23 protein-coding genes are annotated in these 19,505 nt (G+C 62.0%); 17 read left to right on the top strand and 6 right to left on the bottom strand.

Going from position 1 to position 19,505, the window contains the following annotated elements:
• Positions 1 to 2: 2 nt before the first annotated feature.
• The 3 genes from NKH59_RS14995 to hslV are packed head-to-tail and all read right to left on the bottom strand — an operon-like array spanning position 3 to position 1,694.
• On the bottom strand, positions 3 to 599 hold the full coding sequence (locus tag NKH59_RS14995) for a DUF2585 domain-containing protein (protein WP_352780865.1): 597 nt from the start codon (positions 597 to 599) through the stop codon (positions 3 to 5).
• 38 nt (positions 600 to 637) lie between these two features.
• A complete protein-coding gene (locus NKH59_RS15000; RefSeq protein WP_353022256.1) occupies positions 638 to 1,153 on the bottom strand; it encodes a GNAT family N-acetyltransferase in 516 nt (171 codons plus the stop codon).
• Positions 1,143 to 1,694, bottom strand: coding sequence for an ATP-dependent protease subunit HslV (gene hslV / locus NKH59_RS15005; protein WP_352472584.1), 552 nt, complete (start codon positions 1,692 to 1,694; stop codon positions 1,143 to 1,145). Before hslV ends, NKH59_RS15000 begins: the two co-directional genes overlap by 11 nt.
• Before the next feature lie 225 nt (positions 1,695 to 1,919).
• Between hslV and hisB the strand changes: the two genes are divergently transcribed.
• The 14 genes from hisB (at position 1,920) to NKH59_RS15075 (ending at position 13,185) form a co-directional block, all read left to right on the top strand.
• Positions 1,920 to 2,519: an imidazoleglycerol-phosphate dehydratase HisB gene (gene hisB / locus NKH59_RS15010; protein WP_353022258.1), complete on the top strand. Its 600-nt coding sequence runs from the start codon at positions 1,920 to 1,922 to the stop codon at positions 2,517 to 2,519.
• 2 nt (positions 2,520 to 2,521) lie between these two features.
• Entirely contained in the window at positions 2,522 to 2,995 is a 474-nt protein-coding gene (locus tag NKH59_RS15015) for a DUF2628 domain-containing protein (protein ID WP_352451667.1), read from the top strand.
• Between the two features lies 1 nt (position 2,996).
• A complete protein-coding gene (hisH, locus tag NKH59_RS15020) occupies positions 2,997 to 3,647 on the top strand; it encodes an imidazole glycerol phosphate synthase subunit HisH (protein ID WP_023677533.1) in 651 nt (216 codons plus the stop codon).
• Positions 3,648 to 3,650: 3 nt separating this feature from the next.
• Positions 3,651 to 3,941: a DUF1330 domain-containing protein gene (locus tag NKH59_RS15025; RefSeq protein ID WP_352472581.1), complete on the top strand. Its 291-nt coding sequence runs from the start codon at positions 3,651 to 3,653 to the stop codon at positions 3,939 to 3,941.
• Between the two features lie 2 nt (positions 3,942 to 3,943).
• Positions 3,944 to 4,693, top strand: coding sequence for a 1-(5-phosphoribosyl)-5-[(5-phosphoribosylamino)methylideneamino]imidazole-4-carboxamide isomerase (gene hisA / locus NKH59_RS15030; RefSeq protein ID WP_352472580.1), 750 nt, complete (start codon positions 3,944 to 3,946; stop codon positions 4,691 to 4,693).
• Entirely contained in the window at positions 4,690 to 5,526 is an 837-nt protein-coding gene (locus tag NKH59_RS15035; RefSeq protein WP_352472579.1) for an arginase family protein, read from the top strand. The genes hisA and NKH59_RS15035 overlap by 4 nt, the downstream gene beginning before the upstream one ends.
• Positions 5,523 to 6,317 (top strand): imidazole glycerol phosphate synthase subunit HisF, encoded by a 795-nt coding sequence (hisF, locus tag NKH59_RS15040; protein WP_353022284.1) that lies wholly within the window; start codon positions 5,523 to 5,525, stop codon positions 6,315 to 6,317. The genes NKH59_RS15035 and hisF overlap by 4 nt, the downstream gene beginning before the upstream one ends.
• Before the next feature lie 36 nt (positions 6,318 to 6,353).
• Entirely contained in the window at positions 6,354 to 6,680 is a 327-nt protein-coding gene (locus tag NKH59_RS15045) for a phosphoribosyl-ATP diphosphatase (RefSeq protein ID WP_352451663.1), read from the top strand.
• Between the two features lie 18 nt (positions 6,681 to 6,698).
• On the top strand, positions 6,699 to 7,658 hold the full coding sequence (coaA, locus tag NKH59_RS15050) for a type I pantothenate kinase (protein ID WP_254815935.1): 960 nt from the start codon (positions 6,699 to 6,701) through the stop codon (positions 7,656 to 7,658).
• A gap of 77 nt (positions 7,659 to 7,735) precedes the next feature.
• Complete coding sequence (locus tag NKH59_RS15055) at positions 7,736 to 8,743, top strand: glycosyltransferase family 2 protein (RefSeq protein ID WP_352682236.1); 1,008 nt, start codon at positions 7,736 to 7,738, stop codon at positions 8,741 to 8,743.
• Entirely contained in the window at positions 8,743 to 9,513 is a 771-nt protein-coding gene (locus NKH59_RS15060) for a class I SAM-dependent methyltransferase (RefSeq protein WP_353022260.1), read from the top strand. Before NKH59_RS15055 ends, NKH59_RS15060 begins: the two co-directional genes overlap by 1 nt.
• A gap of 7 nt (positions 9,514 to 9,520) precedes the next feature.
• Positions 9,521 to 9,916 carry a GtrA family protein gene (locus tag NKH59_RS15065; protein ID WP_352682232.1) on the top strand — a complete coding sequence of 132 codons (396 nt, stop codon included), beginning with the start codon at positions 9,521 to 9,523 and terminating at the stop codon, positions 9,914 to 9,916.
• Between the two features lie 73 nt (positions 9,917 to 9,989).
• Positions 9,990 to 11,480 (top strand): hypothetical protein, encoded by a 1,491-nt coding sequence (locus NKH59_RS15070; protein WP_353022262.1) that lies wholly within the window; start codon positions 9,990 to 9,992, stop codon positions 11,478 to 11,480.
• A gap of 91 nt (positions 11,481 to 11,571) precedes the next feature.
• Positions 11,572 to 13,185, top strand: coding sequence for a hypothetical protein (locus NKH59_RS15075; protein ID WP_352744342.1), 1,614 nt, complete (start codon positions 11,572 to 11,574; stop codon positions 13,183 to 13,185).
• Here the strand turns inward: NKH59_RS15075 and NKH59_RS15080 are convergent.
• From NKH59_RS15080 to NKH59_RS15090, 3 genes are all read right to left on the bottom strand, one after another.
• Positions 13,148 to 13,765 (bottom strand): alpha-ketoglutarate-dependent dioxygenase AlkB family protein, encoded by a 618-nt coding sequence (locus NKH59_RS15080; RefSeq protein ID WP_352454809.1) that lies wholly within the window; start codon positions 13,763 to 13,765, stop codon positions 13,148 to 13,150. The two genes, NKH59_RS15075 and NKH59_RS15080, sit on opposite strands and share 38 nt — an antisense overlap.
• Before the next feature lie 130 nt (positions 13,766 to 13,895).
• Complete coding sequence (gene arfB, locus NKH59_RS15085; RefSeq protein ID WP_023677545.1) at positions 13,896 to 14,333, bottom strand: alternative ribosome rescue aminoacyl-tRNA hydrolase ArfB; 438 nt, start codon at positions 14,331 to 14,333, stop codon at positions 13,896 to 13,898.
• A gap of 79 nt (positions 14,334 to 14,412) precedes the next feature.
• On the bottom strand, positions 14,413 to 16,023 hold the full coding sequence (locus NKH59_RS15090; protein WP_353022264.1) for a phosphoenolpyruvate carboxykinase: 1,611 nt from the start codon (positions 16,021 to 16,023) through the stop codon (positions 14,413 to 14,415).
• Positions 16,024 to 16,365: 342 nt separating this feature from the next.
• On the opposite strand from NKH59_RS15090, the gene NKH59_RS15095 reads away from it, so the two are divergent.
• Genes NKH59_RS15095 through NKH59_RS15105 form a run of 3 tightly spaced genes read left to right on the top strand, consistent with a single transcriptional unit; the run spans position 16,366 to position 19,352 of the window.
• Complete coding sequence (locus tag NKH59_RS15095; RefSeq protein ID WP_023677547.1) at positions 16,366 to 17,067, top strand: response regulator transcription factor; 702 nt, start codon at positions 16,366 to 16,368, stop codon at positions 17,065 to 17,067.
• A 22-nt stretch (positions 17,068 to 17,089) separates the two neighbouring features.
• The gene (locus NKH59_RS15100) at positions 17,090 to 18,874 is read left to right on the top strand and encodes a sensor histidine kinase (protein ID WP_023677548.1); all 1,785 of its coding nucleotides are present in this window, start codon (positions 17,090 to 17,092) and stop codon (positions 18,872 to 18,874) included.
• Between the two features lie 31 nt (positions 18,875 to 18,905).
• Positions 18,906 to 19,352: an HPr kinase/phosphorylase gene (locus tag NKH59_RS15105; protein ID WP_353022266.1), complete on the top strand. Its 447-nt coding sequence runs from the start codon at positions 18,906 to 18,908 to the stop codon at positions 19,350 to 19,352.
• Positions 19,353 to 19,505: the final 153 nt, after the last annotated feature.

Genomic DNA, 19,505 nt, shown 5'->3' on the forward strand with positions numbered 1-19,505 from the left:
CACTAAATTCCACTTTGCCACTGCCGAATGGACTCGAACGGATGCAGCAGCATGATCACGTTGAGTGTCAGATTGTCCCGGATGAGATAGCCGACACCGAATTCGAAGATGAGGGCGAGGGTCACGATCACCCATATAGGAAGCCTTCGCGCCATGACAAACCCCAGCACCATGGCCAGCGTGTCGGACACCGAATTGATGATGCTGTCGCCATAATAGTCGAGCGAGATTGTGCCGGCGCGGTAGCGGTCGATGATGAAAGGGCTGTTCTCGAGCAACTCCCAGCCGCCCTCTATAACCACCGCAAAGGCCAGCCTGAGCCCGATCGGCGAGCGCGGGAAAAGGAACCACGCCAGCGCATAGAACAGGAAACCGTGAATGATGTGCGAGAAGCTGTACCAGTCGGAAATATGCTGGGAATTCTCGGAGCTCTGCACGATGCCGTGCCACAGCTTGACGTAGCCGCAGGTACAGATCGGCGTCCGCCCCATGCCGTAGAGAGCCCCGGCCTGGAAGATGACCAGGCCGAGAACCAGCAGAAGCCCCATTCGCCAGCTGTCTTCGTAGGCCGAGACGGTTTTGTCGCTGGATACGCTCATGCTGCTATTGCCCCTCTTCTGCGTCACCCTGTTCGGCGTCAGGTATCACCCTCTGGGGCATCAATCGCCATCAGCACGGCATCGCCATATTCCGACTTCCTGCGATCGATAGCCCTGAAACCGGCCTTTTCATAGGCCCGGATAGCCCGTGCATTGGCGGGGTCCGGGTCGATGATGACGCGCGGCGTACCTTCCTCGAAAAGCTGCTCGACGAACTGCCGGACGATCGCCGAGCCGTGGCCGACCCCGACAAGCCCCGGCACGCCGATCGACAGATCGATGCCGAGCGTGCCGAACGGCTGGTCGCTATAGGGATGGCCGTCCTCCAGATGCGGATCGTAGCTCTGCAAATAGCCGATGGGCTTTCCGTCGAGCTCGATAATCAGCGGCTCGACCGAAATGCTGTCGATATGCTCGCGGATCTCCGCAATCTCGGTCTCTGGGTCGTTCCACCATTCGGCGACATGCGGCTCGGCAAGCCAGCCGGCGATCATCGGCAGGTCCCTCTGGATCACCGGCCGAAAACCATAGCGGAGGCTCCGCTCAGGCGGCATCGAGGGTTTCGACGACGAAGTTGTTGTTTGTGTAGACGCAAATGTCTGACGCGATCTGCATCGCCTTGCGGGCGATCTCCTCTGCGCCCTTGTCGCTGTCCATCAAAGCGCGTGCCGCTGCCAGCGCGTAATTGCCGCCGGAGCCGATGGCCATGACGCCAAATTCGGGCTCCAGCACGTCGCCGGTGCCGGTCAGCGCCAGCGACACCGACTTGTCGGCCACCAGCATCATTGCTTCCAGCCGGCGCAAATAACGGTCGGTGCGCCAGTCCTTGGCGAGCTCGACGCAGGCACGTGTCAGCTGGTCGGGATATTGTTCGAGCTTGGCTTCGAGCCGCTCCAGCAGCGTGAAGGCATCGGCGGTGGCCCCGGCGAAGCCGGCAATGACATTGCCGCTTTTGCCGATGCGGCGCACCTTCTTGGCGTTGCCCTTCATGATGGTCTGGCCGAGGCTGACCTGGCCGTCGCCGGCGATCACCACCTTGCCGCCCTTGCGCACGGTCAGGATGGTCGTGGCATGCATGGTCAGTTCATTCGACATTTTCTGCTCCGATCAGCACCGATCCCATCGAGGCGATCGGCGCGTTACGAGTGACTTGATCGGCCATATGTATGCATAGGCCGGATGATTGCAAACCGGCCATCCGCCGGGCCGGACTGTGCTCCGCAGCGGTAACTGGCAATCGCCGGATCATGCTGCTAGAAGGCTTTCGTTTTCAGGCATGTGAACGCCTGAACCGTGCAAATCTGAGACAAGGATGAGGTCATGGCGCCCCGTTCCGCCGAGATAAGCCGCAAGACCAGGGAAACCGACATCGCCGTGTCGGTTCAGGTCGACGGCTCGGGCAAATCCGACATTTCGACGGGCGTCGGCTTCTTCGACCATATGCTGGACCAGTTGTCGCGCCATTCGCTGATCGACATGACCGTGAAGGCCAAGGGCGACCTGCACATAGACGACCACCACACGGTCGAGGATACGGGCATCGCGCTCGGCCAGGCGCTGGCCAAGGCGTTGGGCGAGCGGCGCGGCATCATGCGCTACGCCTCGATCGATCTCGCCATGGACGAGACACTGACGCGGGCGGCAATCGATGTCTCCGGTCGGCCTTTTCTGGTCTGGAATGTTTCGTTCTCGTCGCCGAAGATCGGTACGTTCGACACCGAGCTGGTGCGCGAATTCTTCCACGCGCTGGCGCAGAATGCCGGCATCACGCTTCATGTCACCAATCATTACGGCGCCAACAACCACCACATCGCCGAGACCTGCTTCAAGGCCGTGGCGCGTGTGTTGCGTTCGGCGCTTGAGTGCGACCCGCGCCAGCCGGACGCGGTTCCCTCCACCAAGGGATCCCTGAAAGGATAGTCATGGCCATCTATGTCGTGATGAAGCCGCCAGGCCGCAGCGAAAGCGTGGACACTACCTTTATCCGTGACGGCTTTGCCTGGCTCGGCTTCCTGGTGCCGCCGCTGTGGCTGGCCTGGCACCGGCTGTGGGTCGAGGCGGCATTGGCGTTTGTCGCCATGGGCCTGCTCTCGATGCTAGGCGAAAGGCTGGACCTGGAAACAACCGGCTCGCTTTTATCCCTGCTTGTCATGCTCTTTGTCGGACTGGAAGGGCAGGGCTTGCGGATCGCAGCCCTGCGCCGTCGCGGCTGGCATGAATGGGGCGTGGTCGAGGCCGACAGGCTCGACGACGCAGACCTCCGCTATGCATTGGAAGCCGATGCTCAGTCGGATGAACAACCGACGGTGCAACGCATCGTCCCAGACGCAGCACATGCCCGGTCGGCGCAGATGGGCCTGGCGCTGGGGCTGAACCATATTCCGGGAAAGCCCTGAGATGAGGGTAGCGATCATCGATTACGGGTCGGGCAATCTGCGCTCGGCCACCAAGGCCTTCGAGCGTGCCGCGCATGAAGCCGGTATTGCCGCCGCGATCGAACTCACCGCCGATGCCGAGCGGGTCAGGACCGCCGACCGCATCGTCCTGCCCGGCGTCGGTGCCTATGCTGATTGCGCCGCTGGACTGCGTGCGGTCGCCGGCATGTGGGAAGCGGTCGAGGAGGTGGCGATCGCCAAGGCTCGGCCGTTCCTCGGCATCTGCGTCGGCATGCAGCTGATGTCGGAGCGAGGCCTGGAAAAGACCGTCACAAAGGGCTTTGGCTGGGTCGCCGGCGACGTCAAGGAGATCACGCCGGCCGATCCGACACTGAAGATCCCGCAGATCGGCTGGAACACGATTGACCTGAAGCGCAAGCATCCGCTGTTTTCCGGCATTGCGACGGGTGGCAAGGGACTGCACGCCTATTTCGTCCACTCCTACCATCTCGATGCACGGAAGGAGGATGAGGTGCTGGCGGTTGCCGACTATGGCGGCCCGGTAACGGCCGCTGTCGCTCGCGACAACCTCGCCGGAACGCAATTCCACCCCGAGAAGAGCCAGGCGCTGGGCCTGGCGCTGATCACCAATTTCCTAGGCTGGAGGCCCTGAACCATGAGCAAGAAGGGCTATTGGATGGCAATGGTCGATGTCCGCGATCCCGAGATCTACAAGCGATATATCGAGGCCAATGCCGCGGCTTTCGCGAAATACGGCGCGAAGTTCCCGGTGCGCGCCGGGCGGTACACCAGCCCGGAAGGACCGGCAGGCAATCGCCACGTGCTGGTGGAATTCGAATCCTATGAAAAGGCGCTGGAATGCTACGGCTCGCCTGAATACCAGGAGGCGTTGAAGTACAGGCTCGCCGGCTCGACCGGCCACTTTGTCATCGTCGAAGGCGCCTGAAGGTGTTTCTGTTTCCGGCGATAGACCTCAAGGACGGCAAATGCGTGCGCCTCAGGCATGGCGACATGGCGACCGCCACCATCTACAATGACGATCCCGCCGCTCAGGCGCGCGTCTTCGAAGAGCAGGGCTTCGAATGGTTGCACGTCGTCGACCTCAACGGCGCCTTCAAGGGCCAGAGCGTCAACAGTGCCGCGGTCGGCGCCATCCTGAAGGCGACGAGCAATCCGGTGCAGCTCGGCGGCGGCATCCGCACGCTGGCGCAGATCGAGGACTGGCTCGACCGTGGGCTGGCCCGCGTCATTCTTGGCACCGTGGCGGTCCGCGATCCGGATCTGGTCAGGCAGGCCTGCAAGGCATTCCCGGGCAAGATCGCTGTCGGCATCGACGCCAAGGGCGGTAAGGTCGCGGTCGAAGGCTGGGCTGAGGCCTCGAGCCTCGGCGTCATTGAACTGGCGAGGAAATTCGAAGGTGCCGGCGTCGCCGCCATCATCTACACCGATATCGACCGCGACGGTGTGCTGACTGGCATCAACTGGGACGCCACCATCGATCTCGCCGACGCGGTGTCGATCCCGGTTATCGCCTCGGGCGGGCTCGCCTCGATCGCCGACATCGTGCGCATGACCATGCCCGATGCCCGCAAGCTCGAAGGCGCGATCTCCGGCCGCGCCCTCTACGACGGCCGCATCGACCCGGCCGAGGCATTGGCGATCCTGCGTGGCAAACCGATGGCAGGGTGTGAAACGTGAAGGTCTCGATTATCGTTGCTCCCTACGACAGCGGGCACTATCACGAAGGGTGCGGCCAGGGGCCGGACGCCATCGTCGGCGGTGGGCTGGTCGAAGCCCTGACCGTGGCTGGCCATGACGTCGCCGTCGAAGATATCGGCAAGGTCGGAGACGAGCAGGGGCGCGAAATTGCAACCGGCTTCGCCGTCTGCAACGCCGTCGCGACCAAGGTTAACCTCGCCCGCGATGGAGGACGCTTCCCCATTATCCTTGCTGGAAATTGCCTGACCGCCGCCGGTGCGGTTGCCGGCGAAGCGGCGGATTCGATCATCTGGATCGACCAGCATGGCGATCTCAACACGCCGGAGACGTCGGCCTACGGCTTTCTCGACGGCATGGCGCTGGCGGCGACGCTCGGGCTCTGCTGGCATCCGATGGCGGCAGCAATTCCGGGGTTCTGGCCGATAGACCCGGCGCGCTGCATGCTGGTCGATGCCCGCGACCTCGATCCCGACGAAAAGCGACTGCTGGAAACTTTGCCGATCGTGCGCACCGAATGTGCCGGTGCACTCGATATGATCGGAAAGCTCACGGCGACAGGGACTGTGCGGGCGCATCTGCATCTCGACCTGGATGTCCTCGATCCGGATGTGCTGCAGGTGAACCGCTACGCGCACCCGGGCGGCCCGAGTCCGGAACAGCTGCGGCAGCTTGCCTGCGGACTGGCCAGGTCAATCCCGATTGTCGGTGTGACGCTCTCGGCCTACGACCCGGCCTTTGATTCCCAGTCCGAAGTTCCGCCCGTCGTCGGCCAGCTGCTTGTCGACTTTCTTGCGGCGATCGAGAGGATCTGATGCTGAAAGCCCGCGTCATCCCCTGTCTCGACGTCAAGAACGGCCGTGTCGTCAAGGGCGTCAATTTCGTCGACCTGGTCGATGCCGGCGATCCCGTCGAAGCGGCAAAAGCCTATGACGCGGCCGGCGCCGACGAGCTCTGCTTTCTCGACATCACCGCCTCGTCGGAAAACCGCGAGACCATTTTCGATGTCATCGCCCGCACCGCCGAACAATGTTTCATGCCGCTGACCGTTGGCGGTGGCGTCCGTCAGGTCGCCGACATCAGGAAGCTGCTACTGGCCGGCGCCGACAAGGTGTCGATCAACACGGCGGCGGTGAAGACCCCAAATTTTGTCGCCGAGGCTGCCGACAAATTCGGCAACCAGTGCATCGTCGTCGCCATCGATGCCAAGAAAGTGTCCGCTGCGAACGAGGCTGATCGCTGGGAGATATTCACCCATGGCGGCCGCGAGAAGACCGGCATCGACGCCGTCGAGTTCGCTCGGCGAGTGGTCGACCTCGGCGCCGGCGAGATCCTGCTGACATCGATGGACCGCGACGGCACCAAGGCCGGCTATGATATAGCCCTTACCCGCGCGGTCGCCGATGCCGTACGCGTGCCGGTCATCGCTTCCGGTGGCGTCGGCACGCTCGACCACCTTGTCGAAGGCATTCGCGACGGCCATGCCGGCGCGGTGCTGGCGGCGTCGATCTTCCATTTCGGCACCTACAGCATCGCCGAAGCCAAGCTGCACATGGCTCAGGCCGGACTGCCGATGCGGCTGGACTCGCCGGGTAATCGGTCCTAGAGCCTTTCCGGCTAAGAAGAGGCTGTAAACGCCGTCATGACCGAGTTCTCGCTCTCCGATCTGGAGAAGATTATTGGCGAACGCGCACGTTCCGGCGATCCGGATTCGTGGACGGCCAAGCTCTTTCAGCGTGGCATGAGCAAGGCAGCGCAGAAACTCGGCGAAGAGGCAGTCGAAACGGTGATCGCAGCCGTCAGCGCCGACCGGGACGCGCTTGTTTCGGAAAGCGCCGATCTCATCTATCATTGGCTTGTCGTTCTTGGCGTAGCGGGCATTCCGCTGAGCGATGTGCTCAACGAGCTTGAACGCCGCACCGGTCGTTCGGGCATCGCCGAAAAGGCGTCTCGGCTGGACCGGGGCTGATCGCTGCGGAGGAACTCGATGGACCAGCTCGCTCCTACCGAGAAGTATTCACCCTATCGTTTCTTCTCGGCCGAGCAATGGTCGCGGTTCCGCGCCGATACGCCGATGACGCTCACCGAGGACGAGGTCCGTCGTCTGCGGTCGCTGAACGATCCGGTCGATCTCCACGAGGTCGAGCGCATCTATCTTTCGATGTCGCGGCTGTTGTCAGCTCATGTCGAAGCCAGTCAACTCCTGTTCAGGCAGCGCCAGGCCTTCTTCAACGCGCTGGACGCGGCCAAGACACCGTTCATCATCGGCATTGCCGGTTCCGTCGCGGTCGGCAAATCGACCACGGCGCGCGTGCTGAAGGAGCTGCTGGCGCGCTGGCCGTCGAGTCCCAAGGTCGACCTGGTCACCACCGACGGTTTCCTGCTGCCGAACGAAGTCCTGCGCCGCAACAATCTGATGGAGCGCAAGGGCTTTCCGGACAGCTACGACGTCGGCGCGCTGCTGCGCTTCCTGTCCGGCATCAAATCGGCGCAGCGCAACGTCCGCGCGCCGGTCTATTCGCACCTGACCTATGACGTCATTCCGGGCGCGTTCCAGACCATCGACCGGCCCGACATCCTGATCTTCGAAGGCATTAATGTCCTGCAGCCGGGCAAGCTGCCGAAGGACGGCAAGATCGTGCCTTTCCTGTCGGATTTCTTCGACTTTGCCATCTACATCGATGCCGAGGAGGCGCTGATCCATCACTGGTATATCGCCCGCTTCATGCGGTTGCGCGAAACCGCCTTCCGCGACCCGGCCTCCTTCTTTCACCGCTATTCGCAACTTTCCGAGGATGCGGCCCGCGCCATCGCCGAGGGCCTGTGGACCAACATCAACCTGAAGAATCTGCGCGAGAATATATTGCCGACCCGCGCCCGAGCCGATCTCATCCTGCGCAAGGGCGCCAACCATCTGGTCGAGGAAGTGGCGCTCAGGAAACTGTGAAATCCCGGGACATTCCTTAAAGTCATCTTAACCCAGTCTTTCTATTGTCGGGCCTGATCTGCGGGCTCGGCAAACAAATGAATGCGCCATTCCTAAACATCGATCGGCCGGCAGCTGACCGCATCGCACGTCCGGGCAGCGGCGGCGCAACGATTGCCTTGATCGTGCCTGTCCACAATGAGGAAGGCGCAATTGCTCCATTCCTGAAGGCGGTATGCGAAAGCACCGCGCTGCTGAAGGACAAAGGCGTTGCCCTCGAGTTCATCTTCGTCAACGACGGCAGCAGCGATACGACGCTCGAAAAGCTGATCGAAGCCCAACAAACCGATCCACGCATCCACGTAATCGACCTTTCACGCAATTTCGGCAAGGAAGCCGCGATGACCGCGGGGCTCGACAGCTGCGATGCCGATGCAGCGATCCCGATGGATGTCGATATGCAGGATCCGCCGCATGTCATTCCGCTGCTTGTGGAAAAGTGGCGCGAGGGTTTTGAGGTTGTTCTGGCCAAGCGAGCCAATCGGTCGAGCGACAGCTTTCTCAAGCAGCGCTCCGCCTCGATGTTCTACCGCGTTCACAACTGGATCGCGCAGCAGAAGATCCCGCACGATGTCGGCGACTTCCGTTTGATCGACCGCCAGGTCATCCAGGCGCTGCGGTCTTTGCCCGAACGCCGTCGTTTCATGAAGGGCCTGTTCGCCTGGGTCGGGTTCCGTACCGCAAGCGTCGAATATGTCCGCGATCAGCGCATCGCCGGCCAGTCGAAATTCTCCGGCTGGAAGCTGTGGAACTTCGCGCTCGAAGGCATCACCAGCTTCTCCACCGCTCCGCTTGAAATCTGGACCTATGTCGGCGCGACGATTTCCGCGCTGTCGTTCCTCTACGGCCTGCTGATCGTTGCCAAGACAATGATCTTTGGCGTTGATGTGCCCGGCTACGCCTCCCTGCTGGTCAGTGTTCTTTTCCTTGGCGGCATCCAGTTACTCGGCATCGGCATCATCGGACAATACCTCGGCAGGGTCTACGCCGAGATCAAGCAGCGTCCGATCTATATCGTGCGCCGCAAATATGAGGGAATGAGCTGATGGAGATCGACGCTTACCGACAGATGGCCGCCACCGAAGACGAGCATTGGTGGTTCTGCGGGCGTCGCGCCATCGCCGAGGCGGTCATTCGCAGCATCGGCCTGCCTGAAAACGCGCGCATCGTAGAGATCGGCGCCGGCACCGGCGGCAACATCCGGATGCTGGAGCAGTTCGGCGCAGTGACGGCAGTCGAGATGAGCGATCTCGCGCGCAGGATTGCCTGGGAAAAGACCGGCCGCGACTTCCTCGCCGGCCATCTGCCGGACAACATTCCTGTCGCGCCGCAAAGCTGCGATCTCGTCTGCCTGTTCGACGTGCTGGAGCATGTCGCCGAAGACGAGGCGTCGCTTGCCGCGATCCGCCAAGTGCTGAAACCGGGCGGCAGTGTCGTCCTCACTGTGCCCGCACACCAATGGCTGTGGAGCACGCATGATGTGGGGCTGCATCATATGCGGCGCTATTCACGCAATCTGCTGCGTGAACGAATCGAAAGGGCCGGTTTCGCGATCGACCGGCTGAGCTACACAAATGCCGCGCTCTTCCCGGTAGCGGCGCTGGCACGACTGGTGGACAGGTTGCGCAAGTCGGCCTTGCCAGCCGGCCATGCCACGCCGCCAAAACCACTGAATGCAGCGATGAAGGCAGTGTTTTCGGCGGAAGGCCGCATCATACCAAATGCAAACCTGCCCTTCGGGGTTTCGCTGCTGGCGGTATTCCGCAAGAACAGCGCCGTCGAAACCGCTCGCCCCGACGAGAAATTGGCAGCTTGACCGCGTCATGGGCACCGGCTCGTATCGTCGACTATCGCGCTTTGCGCTGATTGGCATCGCGTCGACGCTGATCTACGCCGTTTGCGCTTTTCTGCTGTCGCGTGGACAGGCAACGGCAGCCTTGCCGGCGGCGCTCACATCGTTTGCGGCCTACGCCGTCGCCGCGTTGTTCTCCTACACCGGGCATAAATATTTCACCTTCACCTCGGGCGGCAGTCACGCTATGGAATTGCCCCGCTTCCTCCTGCTCACCGCTTCCGGCCTCGCCGTCGCGATCGCCCTGCCGGGGCTTTTGACCCAGATGCTCGGCATCCCTGCCGCAATCCCGATCCTGCTCACCTGCATTGCCGTGCCGGTCATCAACTATGTCGTCCTCGGGCGCTGGGTGTTTCGTGGTCTCTAGCGCGCGATCCCTCAGTGAACTGCTGCCCGGCGCGAACCGCTTCTCGCCCTTTGTGGGCGTAGCGGGTGCTCCGTTGCTGCTGGCCAGTCTGATCGTCACATACGCCGTCTGGCTATCGACTGTTGCAATTCCGACCAATGTTGACGTGTCATGGCTTCTGGTCGTCTGCGACCGCCTGCTTGGCGGAGAGCGGCTCAACACCGACATCGTGGAGACCAACCCCCCTTTCTCGATCTGGCTCTACATGCCGTTCATGCTCCTGGAAAAGCTCACTGGCATGCGTGCGGAATTCTGGCTGACGCTTGGCATCGTTTGCCTGAGCCTGGCCAGTCTTTTCGTTTCCGTCCGCATTCTCGCGCGCGATGAACCGGTATACCGGCAGCCCCATGCGCTGTGGGCGGCAGCCGCGGCCCTGCTTTTGATCCTGTGTTTCATGCCGGATCAATTCGGCCAACGCGAGCACTTCGCATTGATTGCCATTCTGCCTTGGGTGGCGTTGCAATGCACACGTCAGCGGAACCTGGATTTCAGCGCGGGCTCGCGCCTGGAGCACATGGTCGCGGGCCTCTGCGCGGCGGTCGTGGTCATGGTCAAGCCGCCCTATTTTGTGCTGGCCTTCATGTTGCCGTCGCTCTGTCTTGCGCTTGAAAGGCGGTCGCTGAGACCGCTCTTCGTCGCAGAGAACCTGATGGGCGCTGCGATCGTGGCCGCCTATATAGCGTCCATCGCGCTCTTCGACCGCGCTTACGTCAGCGACGTCCTGCCCTTGGTCAGGGAGGTCTATCTTCCGTTGAGGGCCTCTGCCGCCGATATGCTGGCAAACTGGCCGAAAGTGGTGCTGCTTCTGGCCGCCGCCACCGTGCTTGCGGCCGGCGGCCTGAGAAAGACGAACTGGGACGTCAGGGTTCCGCTCCTGACCGCCCTGGGGTTCATTCCGGCCTTCATTGTCATGGGCAAGGGTTGGCCCAATCACGCGCTGCCGATGGTCGTTGTTGCGACACTTGCATTTGGCATCCAGCTTGTGCGGTTCGGCACATTCGGCAGTGCAGGCTTCGTTCGCAAGGCCGCCCTGATCTTCGGCTGCGTGCTGGTGCTGCAAATAGCGGTCAGGGCACAGTACGCGGCGCTGACGACGGATAACGGCCCGATCGCCCGGTCTGTCGCCGCGATCCGCGCAACGGTCGAAACCCCGGCCATCATGTCGATTGCCGACCAGATGCAGGTTGCCCATCCCCTCGCCAGGCTGGTCGGCGGCAGGTTCATATCACGCCATCCGAGCGCCTGGGCGGTCTCCAACGCGGACACGCTCGCCCGCGTCACCGGCGATCTCGAACGGAGACCGGAACTTGAAAGCATCCGCGATCGGGTGATCGGCGAAAACGCCGCCGAGATATCAGCGAAGAAGCCCGATATCGTGCTGTCAGGCTCGCCGGCGTGGACTGCCCTGATGCTGCAGGACAAGCGGATCCAGGTCGCCTTGGCCGGCTATCGTCTGCTGCACGCCGAGCCGGAAATCACTGTCTATCTGCGTTACACGGCGCCTGCGCCGCTCCAAACCGATTGAGCAGGAGCCCCCGGAAACCCATGACACGGCTGGATCCAATCGCTCCACTGGACGACATATGGCTCGATCTCGAGAGCCTCGGTGCAACAGCATGAGCGTCTCGAACGACGTTGGCGGCTTGAGCCGCTGGCGCGACCGGGATATTGCGGCGTCGCTGCTTCCTAGCCGCAATGTCCTGGCCATTGCCGCAGTCACCGTCTTCTCGATCTTCTGGCAGCGACGTTGGGGGACTGTTCCCGACACTAGCTGGCTGATCACGGTCTGCGAGCGTATGCTGTCCGGTGAGCGGCTTTACTCGCAAATCTACGAGACCAATCCCCCATTCAGCGTCTGGCTCTATCTGCCGCCAGTGGCTGCGGCCAGATTGCTGGGCACCGCCCCGGAAATCCTGGTTGAGGCCTGGACATACCTTGCCGTGCTTATCGGACTTTCGCTCTCGGGCGTGATCGTCAAGCGTGCGGGTTTCACCGAAACTGCATCATTGTTTGCACTGGGGCCAGCGTTTTGCGCAATGTTGGTGGTCTTCCCCGGAAATGCCTTCAGCGAGCGGGAGCATATCGGCATGGCACTTTTCATGCCGCTGCTTGCGCTTCATGCCTGGCGCGCGCGCAGAGATGCAGCTGCCCAACCAGACCCCGGGCTCGCCGTACTCGCCGGCCTGTCGGGCAGCATTCTGCTGCTGGTCAAGCCCTACTATGCGATCATGGTGTTGGCGCCGGCGCTGGTCGTTGCAGTGCGCCGGCGCAGTCTGAAATCGATCTTCGCCCTGGAACACTGGGTCATTGGCGGCATCTGCGTTGTCTATCTCGGCACCGTCACGCTGATCCATCCGGAATTCGTGCGCGACATCTATCCCCTCTTGGCGGACGTTTATGCAAAGATCGGCATCTTTTGGCCGATTGTGATCGGCTACGGTTTCTCGTGGTGTTTCCTTGTCTTCCTGATCTGGTGGCTGTGGCCTGCCAAGCGATTTCCAGAGCTGGCGGCGGTAGCGTTGGCGGCATCGATCGCCGGCATGTTTCCCCTGTTCTACCAGGCCAAAGGCTGGTCTTATCATGCCTATCCCGCGATCTTTTGCGCTGTGGCAGCCATTTTCTGCCTGTTGGCACTGCCCAGGATCGTGCAGCAGCCGTCGAAGCTGTTGACGTTCGTGACGGCTCCTTCGCGAGCTTGGGCATTGGCGGCGGTGGCAATCGCTTTCTTGCCGTACTGGAGCACCCAGAAACCAGGGCCGGCGCTGGTTGCCGCAATTCGCGCCGCCACCGATCGGCCGACCGTAGCGTTGGTCAGTTCGGATATTTCCTCGGGACATCCGTTGAACCGTATGATCGATGGGCAGTTCGTTTCGACCCACGTCAGCGATTGGCTTGGAGCGTTCGCACTTTCCCTGTCCCGGCAGGCATCTCTCTCGGGTGACACCGCCGAAGCCATGCGTTACCGAGCCATCATGGCGCGCTACGTCGAAAGCAAACGCGAAGAGTTCGTGCGTCTGCGCCCGGATATCGTCGTCTTCAAGAAAAACAACACGATGTGGACAAGCCAACTGATGGGGCGTTTTGGCTTTGACGCCATCCTGGCGCACTACCGCATTCTTATCGAGGACGAGACCGAGCGCATCTATCTGCGCGACGATTATGTCCGCCCGGGCCACCGGCCACCCGAACAGCCTATTTCGGCATCGTCACCCGTCGCAGCGTCAGATTGATGCGGCCGCCACTCCTGAGCAATGCCGAGGTCGACGGGTAGATACGATCGACGCCGTGAAAGCAGAGCCGCCCTTCGCCGCCAAGCACGACGACGTCGCCGCTCCTCAGCCTGAACGATTTGGTGGCGCCGTCGCGCGTCGTCTGGCCGACCCGGAACAGGCAATCGTCGCCGAGCGACACCGAGACGACAGGCGCGGAGAAATCGCTCTCGTCGCGGTCCTGGTGAAGACCCATCTTGGCATCCTGCGAATAGAAATTGACCAGGCAGGCTTCCGGCGGGTGCGCATAGGCAGATACATCCCGCCACAGTTCGAGCAGCATCTCCGGGATCGGCGGCCAAGGCCTTCCGGTCACCGGGTGGGTCGGCTGGTAGCGATAGCCGTGCTCCTTGTCGGTGACCCAGCCCAGCGGACCGCAATTGGTCATGCGCACGCTCATCTCCTTGCCGGTACGCGGCATCGCCGGCACGAACAGCGGCGCGTTCTGCACGACCTGCCTGATATCTTCCACCAGCACTTCCTGCATGGCGCGCGACAGGTAGCCGGGCATATGGCGGACGCCTTTGGGCAGTACGAGCATCGCGTCGCTTATCCGTTGGTCTGGAGAAATCAGAATGCCACCGTCAAATGAAAACGGCGACCCGAAAGCCGCCTCCGACGGTGGCTGCGCGCTTTAACCGGCGATCTGAGATCCGAAGCCGCTTCGGCTGTCACTCATCCCCGACCCGGCCGCGCAGTTTCTTGATCGAGCCGCGCCCGGCCTTGCTCTTGAGCCGTCTTTCGACCGCGCCTTTGGACGGCCTGGTCTTCTTGCGCGGCGGTGGTGGTGGTTCGGCGGCCTTGGCGACCAGTGCCGTCAGCCGCGCCCGGGCGTCCGCCCGGTTCTGCTCCTGGGTGCGGAAGCGTCCGGCTTCAATGACGATGACGCCATCCTTGGTGGCGCGCTGGCCGGCAAGCTTGATGGTCCGTTCGCGCACCCGCTCCGACAGGCCAGCCGCATTGGCGGCATCGAAGCGCAATTGCACTGCCGTCGCCACCTTGTTGACGTTCTGGCCGCCCGGGCCGGACGAACGGATGAAGTCCTCGTGCAGGTCGCCCGGATTAATCACCGCATCGTCGGTAATGATGATCTTGTCGTCGGCGTTCATGCCGCACTCATGGCGCGGCAGGCGAAAAAAGAAAAGGCCCGATCGAAGCCGGGCCTTGAAGCATCACCAGGGGCGACGGCTATTCAGCCGCTACCTGCATGCGTGGTGCGGCGCCGAGCACCGTGGCGTCGACATGGGCTTCGAATTTTTCGAAATTGTCGACGAACATGCCGACCAGCCTTGCCGCCTGCCGGTCGTAGGCGGGCTTGTCGATCCAAGTCGATCTAGGGTCGAGAATGGCGCGGTCGACGCCGGCAACCGTCACGGGAACGTCGAAACCGAAATTGGCGTCGGTGCGGAAGTCGGCCGCTTTCAGCGAGCCGTCGAGCGCCGCCGCAAGCAGCGCCCGCGTTGCTTTGATCGGCATTCGCTTGCCGGTGCCGTAGGCGCCGCCGGTCCAGCCGGTGTTGACCAGCCAGCAATCGACGCCGTGGCGGGCGATGAGCTCGCGCAGCAGATTGCCATATTCCGACGGATGCCGCGGCATGAACGGTGCGCCGAAGCATGTCGAAAATGTCGCTTCGGGTTCCGTAACACCCTTCTCGGTCCCCGCCACCTTGGCGGTATAGCCGGAGAGGAAATGGTACATGGCCTGCGCCGGGGTCAGCCGCGCGATCGGCGGCATCACACCGAATGCGTCGGCGGTCAGCATGATGATGTTCTTCGGATGGCTGGCGCGCCCCGTCTTGCTGGCGTTGGGGATGAAGTGGAGCGGGTAGGCGCAGCGTGTGTTTTCGGTCAGCCCGCCGTCGTCGAAATCCGGCACGCGGCCTGCGTCGAGCGCCACATTCTCCAGCACCGTGCCGAAGCGCTGGGTGGTGGCGAAGATCTCCGGCTCGGCTTCGGCCGAAAGCTTGATCGTCTTGGCATAGCAGCCGCCCTCGAAATTGAAGATGCCGTGCGGTCCCCAGCCATGCTCGTCGTCGCCGACCAGCGTGCGCGACGGGTCGGCCGACAACGTCGTCTTGCCGGTCCCGGAAAGGCCGAAGAAAACGGCCGCGTCGCCGACGGGCCCTTCATTGGCCGAGCAGTGCATCGGCATCACACCCTTTGCCGGCAGCAGGTAGTTGAGCACGGTGAACACCGACTTCTTCATCTCGCCGGCATACGAGGTACCGCCGATCAACACGATCATGTGCGAAAGATCGACGGCAATCACCGTTTCGCCGCGCGTGCCGTGGCGGGCGGGATCGGCGCGGAACGACGGCAGGTCGATGATCGTCAAATCGGGCATGAAATGCTCGAGTTCGGCGGCGGCCGGTCGGATGAGCAGATTGCGGATGAACAAGGAGTGCCAGGCAAGCTCCGTGATCACCCTGGTCGGCAGCTTCAGTTCCTCGTCGGCGCCGCCGACCAGGTCCTGCACATAAAGGTCCTTTCCAGCCGCGTGGGCGAGAAAATCGGCAAGCAGCGTATCGAACTGGATCGGCGAAATCGCTTTGTTGTTGTCCCACCATATATGCGGCGCGGTGCTTTCGTCGCGCACCACGAATTTGTCCCTGGGCGAGCGGCCGGTGTGCTGCCCGGTCTCGGCGGCAAGCGCGCCATGCGCGGTGAGTCGGGCCTCGCCACGGCGGATTGCCTCCTCGTAGAGCGCGGCCGCGCCGAAATTATAGCGTACCACCCCCGTGGTTCTCAGGCCGATGCGATCGATTGCACATGCAGGATTGCGTTTGCCGGCTTCCGACATGGGTGTCCCTTCTTCGATTTACCGCGTCTTTACCGGCGAATTCCGGAACCCCCATTGCAGGAGCTAAAAACGTCAAAACCAGAAAAGGCGAATGATATCAAATCATTAATCGATTTAAATATTTTGAAAGTTGTTTAAATCGTTTATATGTGCAAAAACACTGATGGTTGCCCAAAGGATTGGCGACGTTCATTCGTCCAATCCATATCGAGGTACAATTGTGGCCGTCGACATGCCGCGCGTGACAGCGGATACAGCCTGTGCCACATTTTGTACCTAATTTGTCCTGCAAAAGCCCCTTCTCGACGAAAGAAGGGACAGCTCATGAGGGAGCCGCTTGAAATGGCAACAATCGCGCTTGTCGACGACGATCGCAACATTCTGACTTCGGTTTCGATCGCCCTCGAATCCGAGGGTTATCGGGTCGAAACCTACACGGATGGGGCATCGGCGCTGGAGGGACTGGCGGCGCGCCCGCCGAACCTCGCCATCCTTGACATCAAGATGCCGCGCATGGACGGCATGGAGTTGCTGCGCCGGATGCGTCAGAAATCCGACCTGCCAGTAATCTTCCTGACCTCCAAGGACGATGAGATCGATGAACTGTTCGGCCTCAAGATGGGCGCCGACGACTTCATCCGCAAACCCTTCTCGCAGCGTCTTCTGGTGGAGCGCGTCCGCGCCGTGCTGCGCCGCGCCAGCACCCGCGAGGCGGCGGCCAAGGCGCCCAACCAGCAGGCCCGGTCGCTTGAGCGCGGCCAGCTTGTCATGGACCAGGAGCGCCACACCTGCACCTGGAAGGGCGAGCCGGTGACGCTTACCGTCACCGAGTTCCTCATCCTGCATTCGCTGGCACAGCGTCCGGGGGTCGTAAAAAGCCGTGATGCGCTGATGGATTCGGCTTATGATGAACAGGTCTATGTCGATGACCGCACCATCGACAGTCACATCAAGCGGCTGCGCAAAAAGTTCAAGGCCGTTGATGATGACTTCGAAATGATCGAAACCCTTTACGGAGTCGGATATCGGTTCCGCGAAGCTTGAGTCGAGCGGGAGCTGCTATTCGATGGCAGTGCAAGTAGAGCGAGTGAGACGGTCGGGCGCCGCCAGGCGCCCGCCGCGGATTCTGCCCGCCTTCGTGTCGAAAATTACGGTGCCGATGCGCCGGTTTCTCGGCCATCACATCTTTTCCAGCCTGACGCGGCGTATTCTCTTTCTCAACCTTGCCGGCCTTGCCGTCCTGGTCACCGGCATTCTCTATCTCAATACCTTTCGTGACGGGCTGATCGACGCCCGTGTCGAGAGCCTGATGACTCAAGGCGAGATCATCGCCGGCGCGATCGCCGCCTCGGCGACGGTCGAGACCGATTCGATCAGCATCGATCCGGAGAAGCTGCTCGAGTTGCAGGCCGGCGAAAGCCTCGGCCCGGGCTCCGATCAGCTCGACAACCTCGATTTTCCGATCAATCCGGAGCGCGTGGCGCCGGTGCTCAGGCGGTTGATCTCGCCGACGCGCACACGCGCCCGCATTTACGACCGCGACGCCAACCTGCTGCTCGATTCCCGCCATCTCTATTCGCGCGGCCAGATCCTTCGCTACGACCTGCCGCCGGTCGAAGAGGAGCAGCCGGACCTTCTGGAGCGCATCCAGAAATTCGTCTTTGATTTCTTTCGCAACAAGCAGCTGCCTGTCTATCGCGAGCAGCCAGGTGGCAACGGCGCCGCGTTTCCGGAAGTGGTCAAGGCGCTTACCGGCAGTCCGTCGACGATCGTGCGGATCTCGGAGCAGGGCGAGCAGATCGTTTCAGTGGCGGTACCGATCCAGCGCTTCCGTGCCGTTCTCGGCGTGCTGATGCTGTCGACCGAAGGCGGCGACATCGACAAGATCGTCGCGGCCGAGCGCAAGGCGATCCTGCGCGTGTTCGGCATTGCCGCCCTGGTTACCGCCATCCTGTCGATGCTGCTGGCCTCCACCATCGCCAACCCGCTGCGCCGGCTTTCCGCGGCGGCGGTCAGGGTTCGCCGCGGCGTCAAGAACCGCGAGGAAATCCCCGACTTCTCCGACCGCCAGGACGAGATCGGCAATCTGTCGATCGCCGTGCGCGACATGACCAACGCGCTCTACGCCCGCATCGAGGCGATCGAAAGTTTTGCCGCGGATGTCTCGCACGAGTTGAAGAACCCGCTTACCTCGCTGCGCAGCGCGGTGGAGACATTGCCGCTGGCCAGGAACGACAATTCGCGCAGCCGGCTGATGGATATCATCCAGCACGATGTGAGGCGGCTTGACCGTCTCATCACCGATATTTCCGATGCCTCCCGTCTCGATGCCGAGCTGGCGCGGGAAGATGCAGGAACCGTCGACCTCAAGAAGTTCATCACCGATCTGGTCGCCGTCTCGCGCGAGGCCACGCGCAACAAGAAGGCGGTCGAGATCGAATTCAAGGTCGCCAAACTGCCACAGGGCGTGAAAGGCTACTTCGTCGTCGGTCATGATCTGAGGATCGGCCAGGTGATCACCAACCTGATCGAGAATGCCCGCTCGTTCGTTCCCGAGGAACGTGGCCACATCACCATATCGCTGGCGCGCGCCGGCAAGTTCAACATCGTCACCATCGACGACAATGGACCCGGTATCCGGGCCGATAACATCGATCGCATTTTCGAGCGGTTCTATACCGATCGGCCGGCCGGCGAGGCGTTCGGTCAGAACTCGGGCCTTGGCCTGTCGATATCCAGGCAGATCGTTGAAGCCCATGGCGGCACGCTGAGCGCCGAGAACATCCCGGGCACCAAGCCTGGCGAGATCAAGGGCGCGCGCTTCGTGGTGACGCTGCCGGCGGAAGGCTGACGGATGAATTCCAATCACGCCTGGTCCTATTGTGCAGCCTGAAAATATTCACGGCACCGCGATCCTGATAGGTGATCGCGGCATTCTCATCACCGGACCGTCCGGCTTGGGCAAGACGACGCTGGGGCTCGCCTTGATCGATCATTGCAGCCAGCGTGGGCTGTTTTCCCGGCTGATCGGCGATGACCAGCTCTATGCTGCAGATTGCGACGGGCGGCTGGTCTGCCGCGCACCAGCCAGCATAGCCGGCCTCGTCGAGGTCCCGGGATTCGGCCCCAAACCGATACGGTTCGAGCCAAGCTGCGTGATCGACCTCATTATCCGGCTGGTGCCAGCCGGCAAAATGGCCCGCTTCCAGGAAGACTGCTGCGAACTCGTTGTCGGCGTAGCAGTGCCGCGCATCGATCTTGCCGGGCGCAATGTAGCGGCGGCCTTGCCGGCAGTGATGTCGCGCCTGTCGATTGCGCCTTTCCTGTGATCCGATTTCGATTTTTTGCTGCAATGCGTCAAATTGGCTTGGGCCGGCGCAATTTTGGGCTTGTCAACGGGCCTTGCGTCGACAAGATAGCGCTCCCGCCACCTGGAACGGTCGGCGAGCATAAAATGCGCCTGTGAAGCGGCGATGACGGGA

It is taken from the genome of Mesorhizobium sp. M0998 (genome assembly GCF_040318885.1).
Lineage (GTDB): Bacteria > Pseudomonadota > Alphaproteobacteria > Rhizobiales > Rhizobiaceae > Mesorhizobium.

Excerpts from the sequence above, each read along its gene's own strand:
- NKH59_RS14995 (WP_352780865.1), bottom strand. The coding sequence starts at position 599 with ATGAGCGTATCCAGCGACAAAACCGTCTCGGCCTACGAAGACAGCTGG.
- NKH59_RS15000 (WP_353022256.1), bottom strand. The coding sequence starts at position 1,153 with ATGCCGCCTGAGCGGAGCCTCCGCTATGGTTTTCGGCCGGTGATCCAG.
- hslV (WP_352472584.1), bottom strand. The coding sequence starts at position 1,694 with ATGTCGAATGAACTGACCATGCATGCCACGACCATCCTGACCGTGCGC.
- hisB (WP_353022258.1), top strand. The coding sequence starts at position 1,920 with ATGGCGCCCCGTTCCGCCGAGATAAGCCGCAAGACCAGGGAAACCGAC.
- NKH59_RS15015 (WP_352451667.1), top strand. The coding sequence starts at position 2,522 with ATGGCCATCTATGTCGTGATGAAGCCGCCAGGCCGCAGCGAAAGCGTG.
- hisH (WP_023677533.1), top strand. The coding sequence starts at position 2,997 with ATGAGGGTAGCGATCATCGATTACGGGTCGGGCAATCTGCGCTCGGCC.
- NKH59_RS15025 (WP_352472581.1), top strand. The coding sequence starts at position 3,651 with ATGAGCAAGAAGGGCTATTGGATGGCAATGGTCGATGTCCGCGATCCC.
- NKH59_RS15045 (WP_352451663.1), top strand. The coding sequence starts at position 6,354 with ATGACCGAGTTCTCGCTCTCCGATCTGGAGAAGATTATTGGCGAACGC.
- coaA (WP_254815935.1), top strand. The coding sequence starts at position 6,699 with ATGGACCAGCTCGCTCCTACCGAGAAGTATTCACCCTATCGTTTCTTC.
- NKH59_RS15055 (WP_352682236.1), top strand. The coding sequence starts at position 7,736 with ATGAATGCGCCATTCCTAAACATCGATCGGCCGGCAGCTGACCGCATC.
- NKH59_RS15060 (WP_353022260.1), top strand. The coding sequence starts at position 8,743 with ATGGAGATCGACGCTTACCGACAGATGGCCGCCACCGAAGACGAGCAT.
- NKH59_RS15065 (WP_352682232.1), top strand. The coding sequence starts at position 9,521 with ATGGGCACCGGCTCGTATCGTCGACTATCGCGCTTTGCGCTGATTGGC.
- NKH59_RS15075 (WP_352744342.1), top strand. The coding sequence starts at position 11,572 with ATGAGCGTCTCGAACGACGTTGGCGGCTTGAGCCGCTGGCGCGACCGG.
- NKH59_RS15080 (WP_352454809.1), bottom strand. The coding sequence starts at position 13,765 with ATGCTCGTACTGCCCAAAGGCGTCCGCCATATGCCCGGCTACCTGTCG.
- arfB (WP_023677545.1), bottom strand. The coding sequence starts at position 14,333 with ATGAACGCCGACGACAAGATCATCATTACCGACGATGCGGTGATTAAT.
- NKH59_RS15090 (WP_353022264.1), bottom strand. The coding sequence starts at position 16,023 with ATGTCGGAAGCCGGCAAACGCAATCCTGCATGTGCAATCGATCGCATC.
- NKH59_RS15095 (WP_023677547.1), top strand. The coding sequence starts at position 16,366 with ATGGCAACAATCGCGCTTGTCGACGACGATCGCAACATTCTGACTTCG.
- NKH59_RS15100 (WP_023677548.1), top strand. The coding sequence starts at position 17,090 with ATGGCAGTGCAAGTAGAGCGAGTGAGACGGTCGGGCGCCGCCAGGCGC.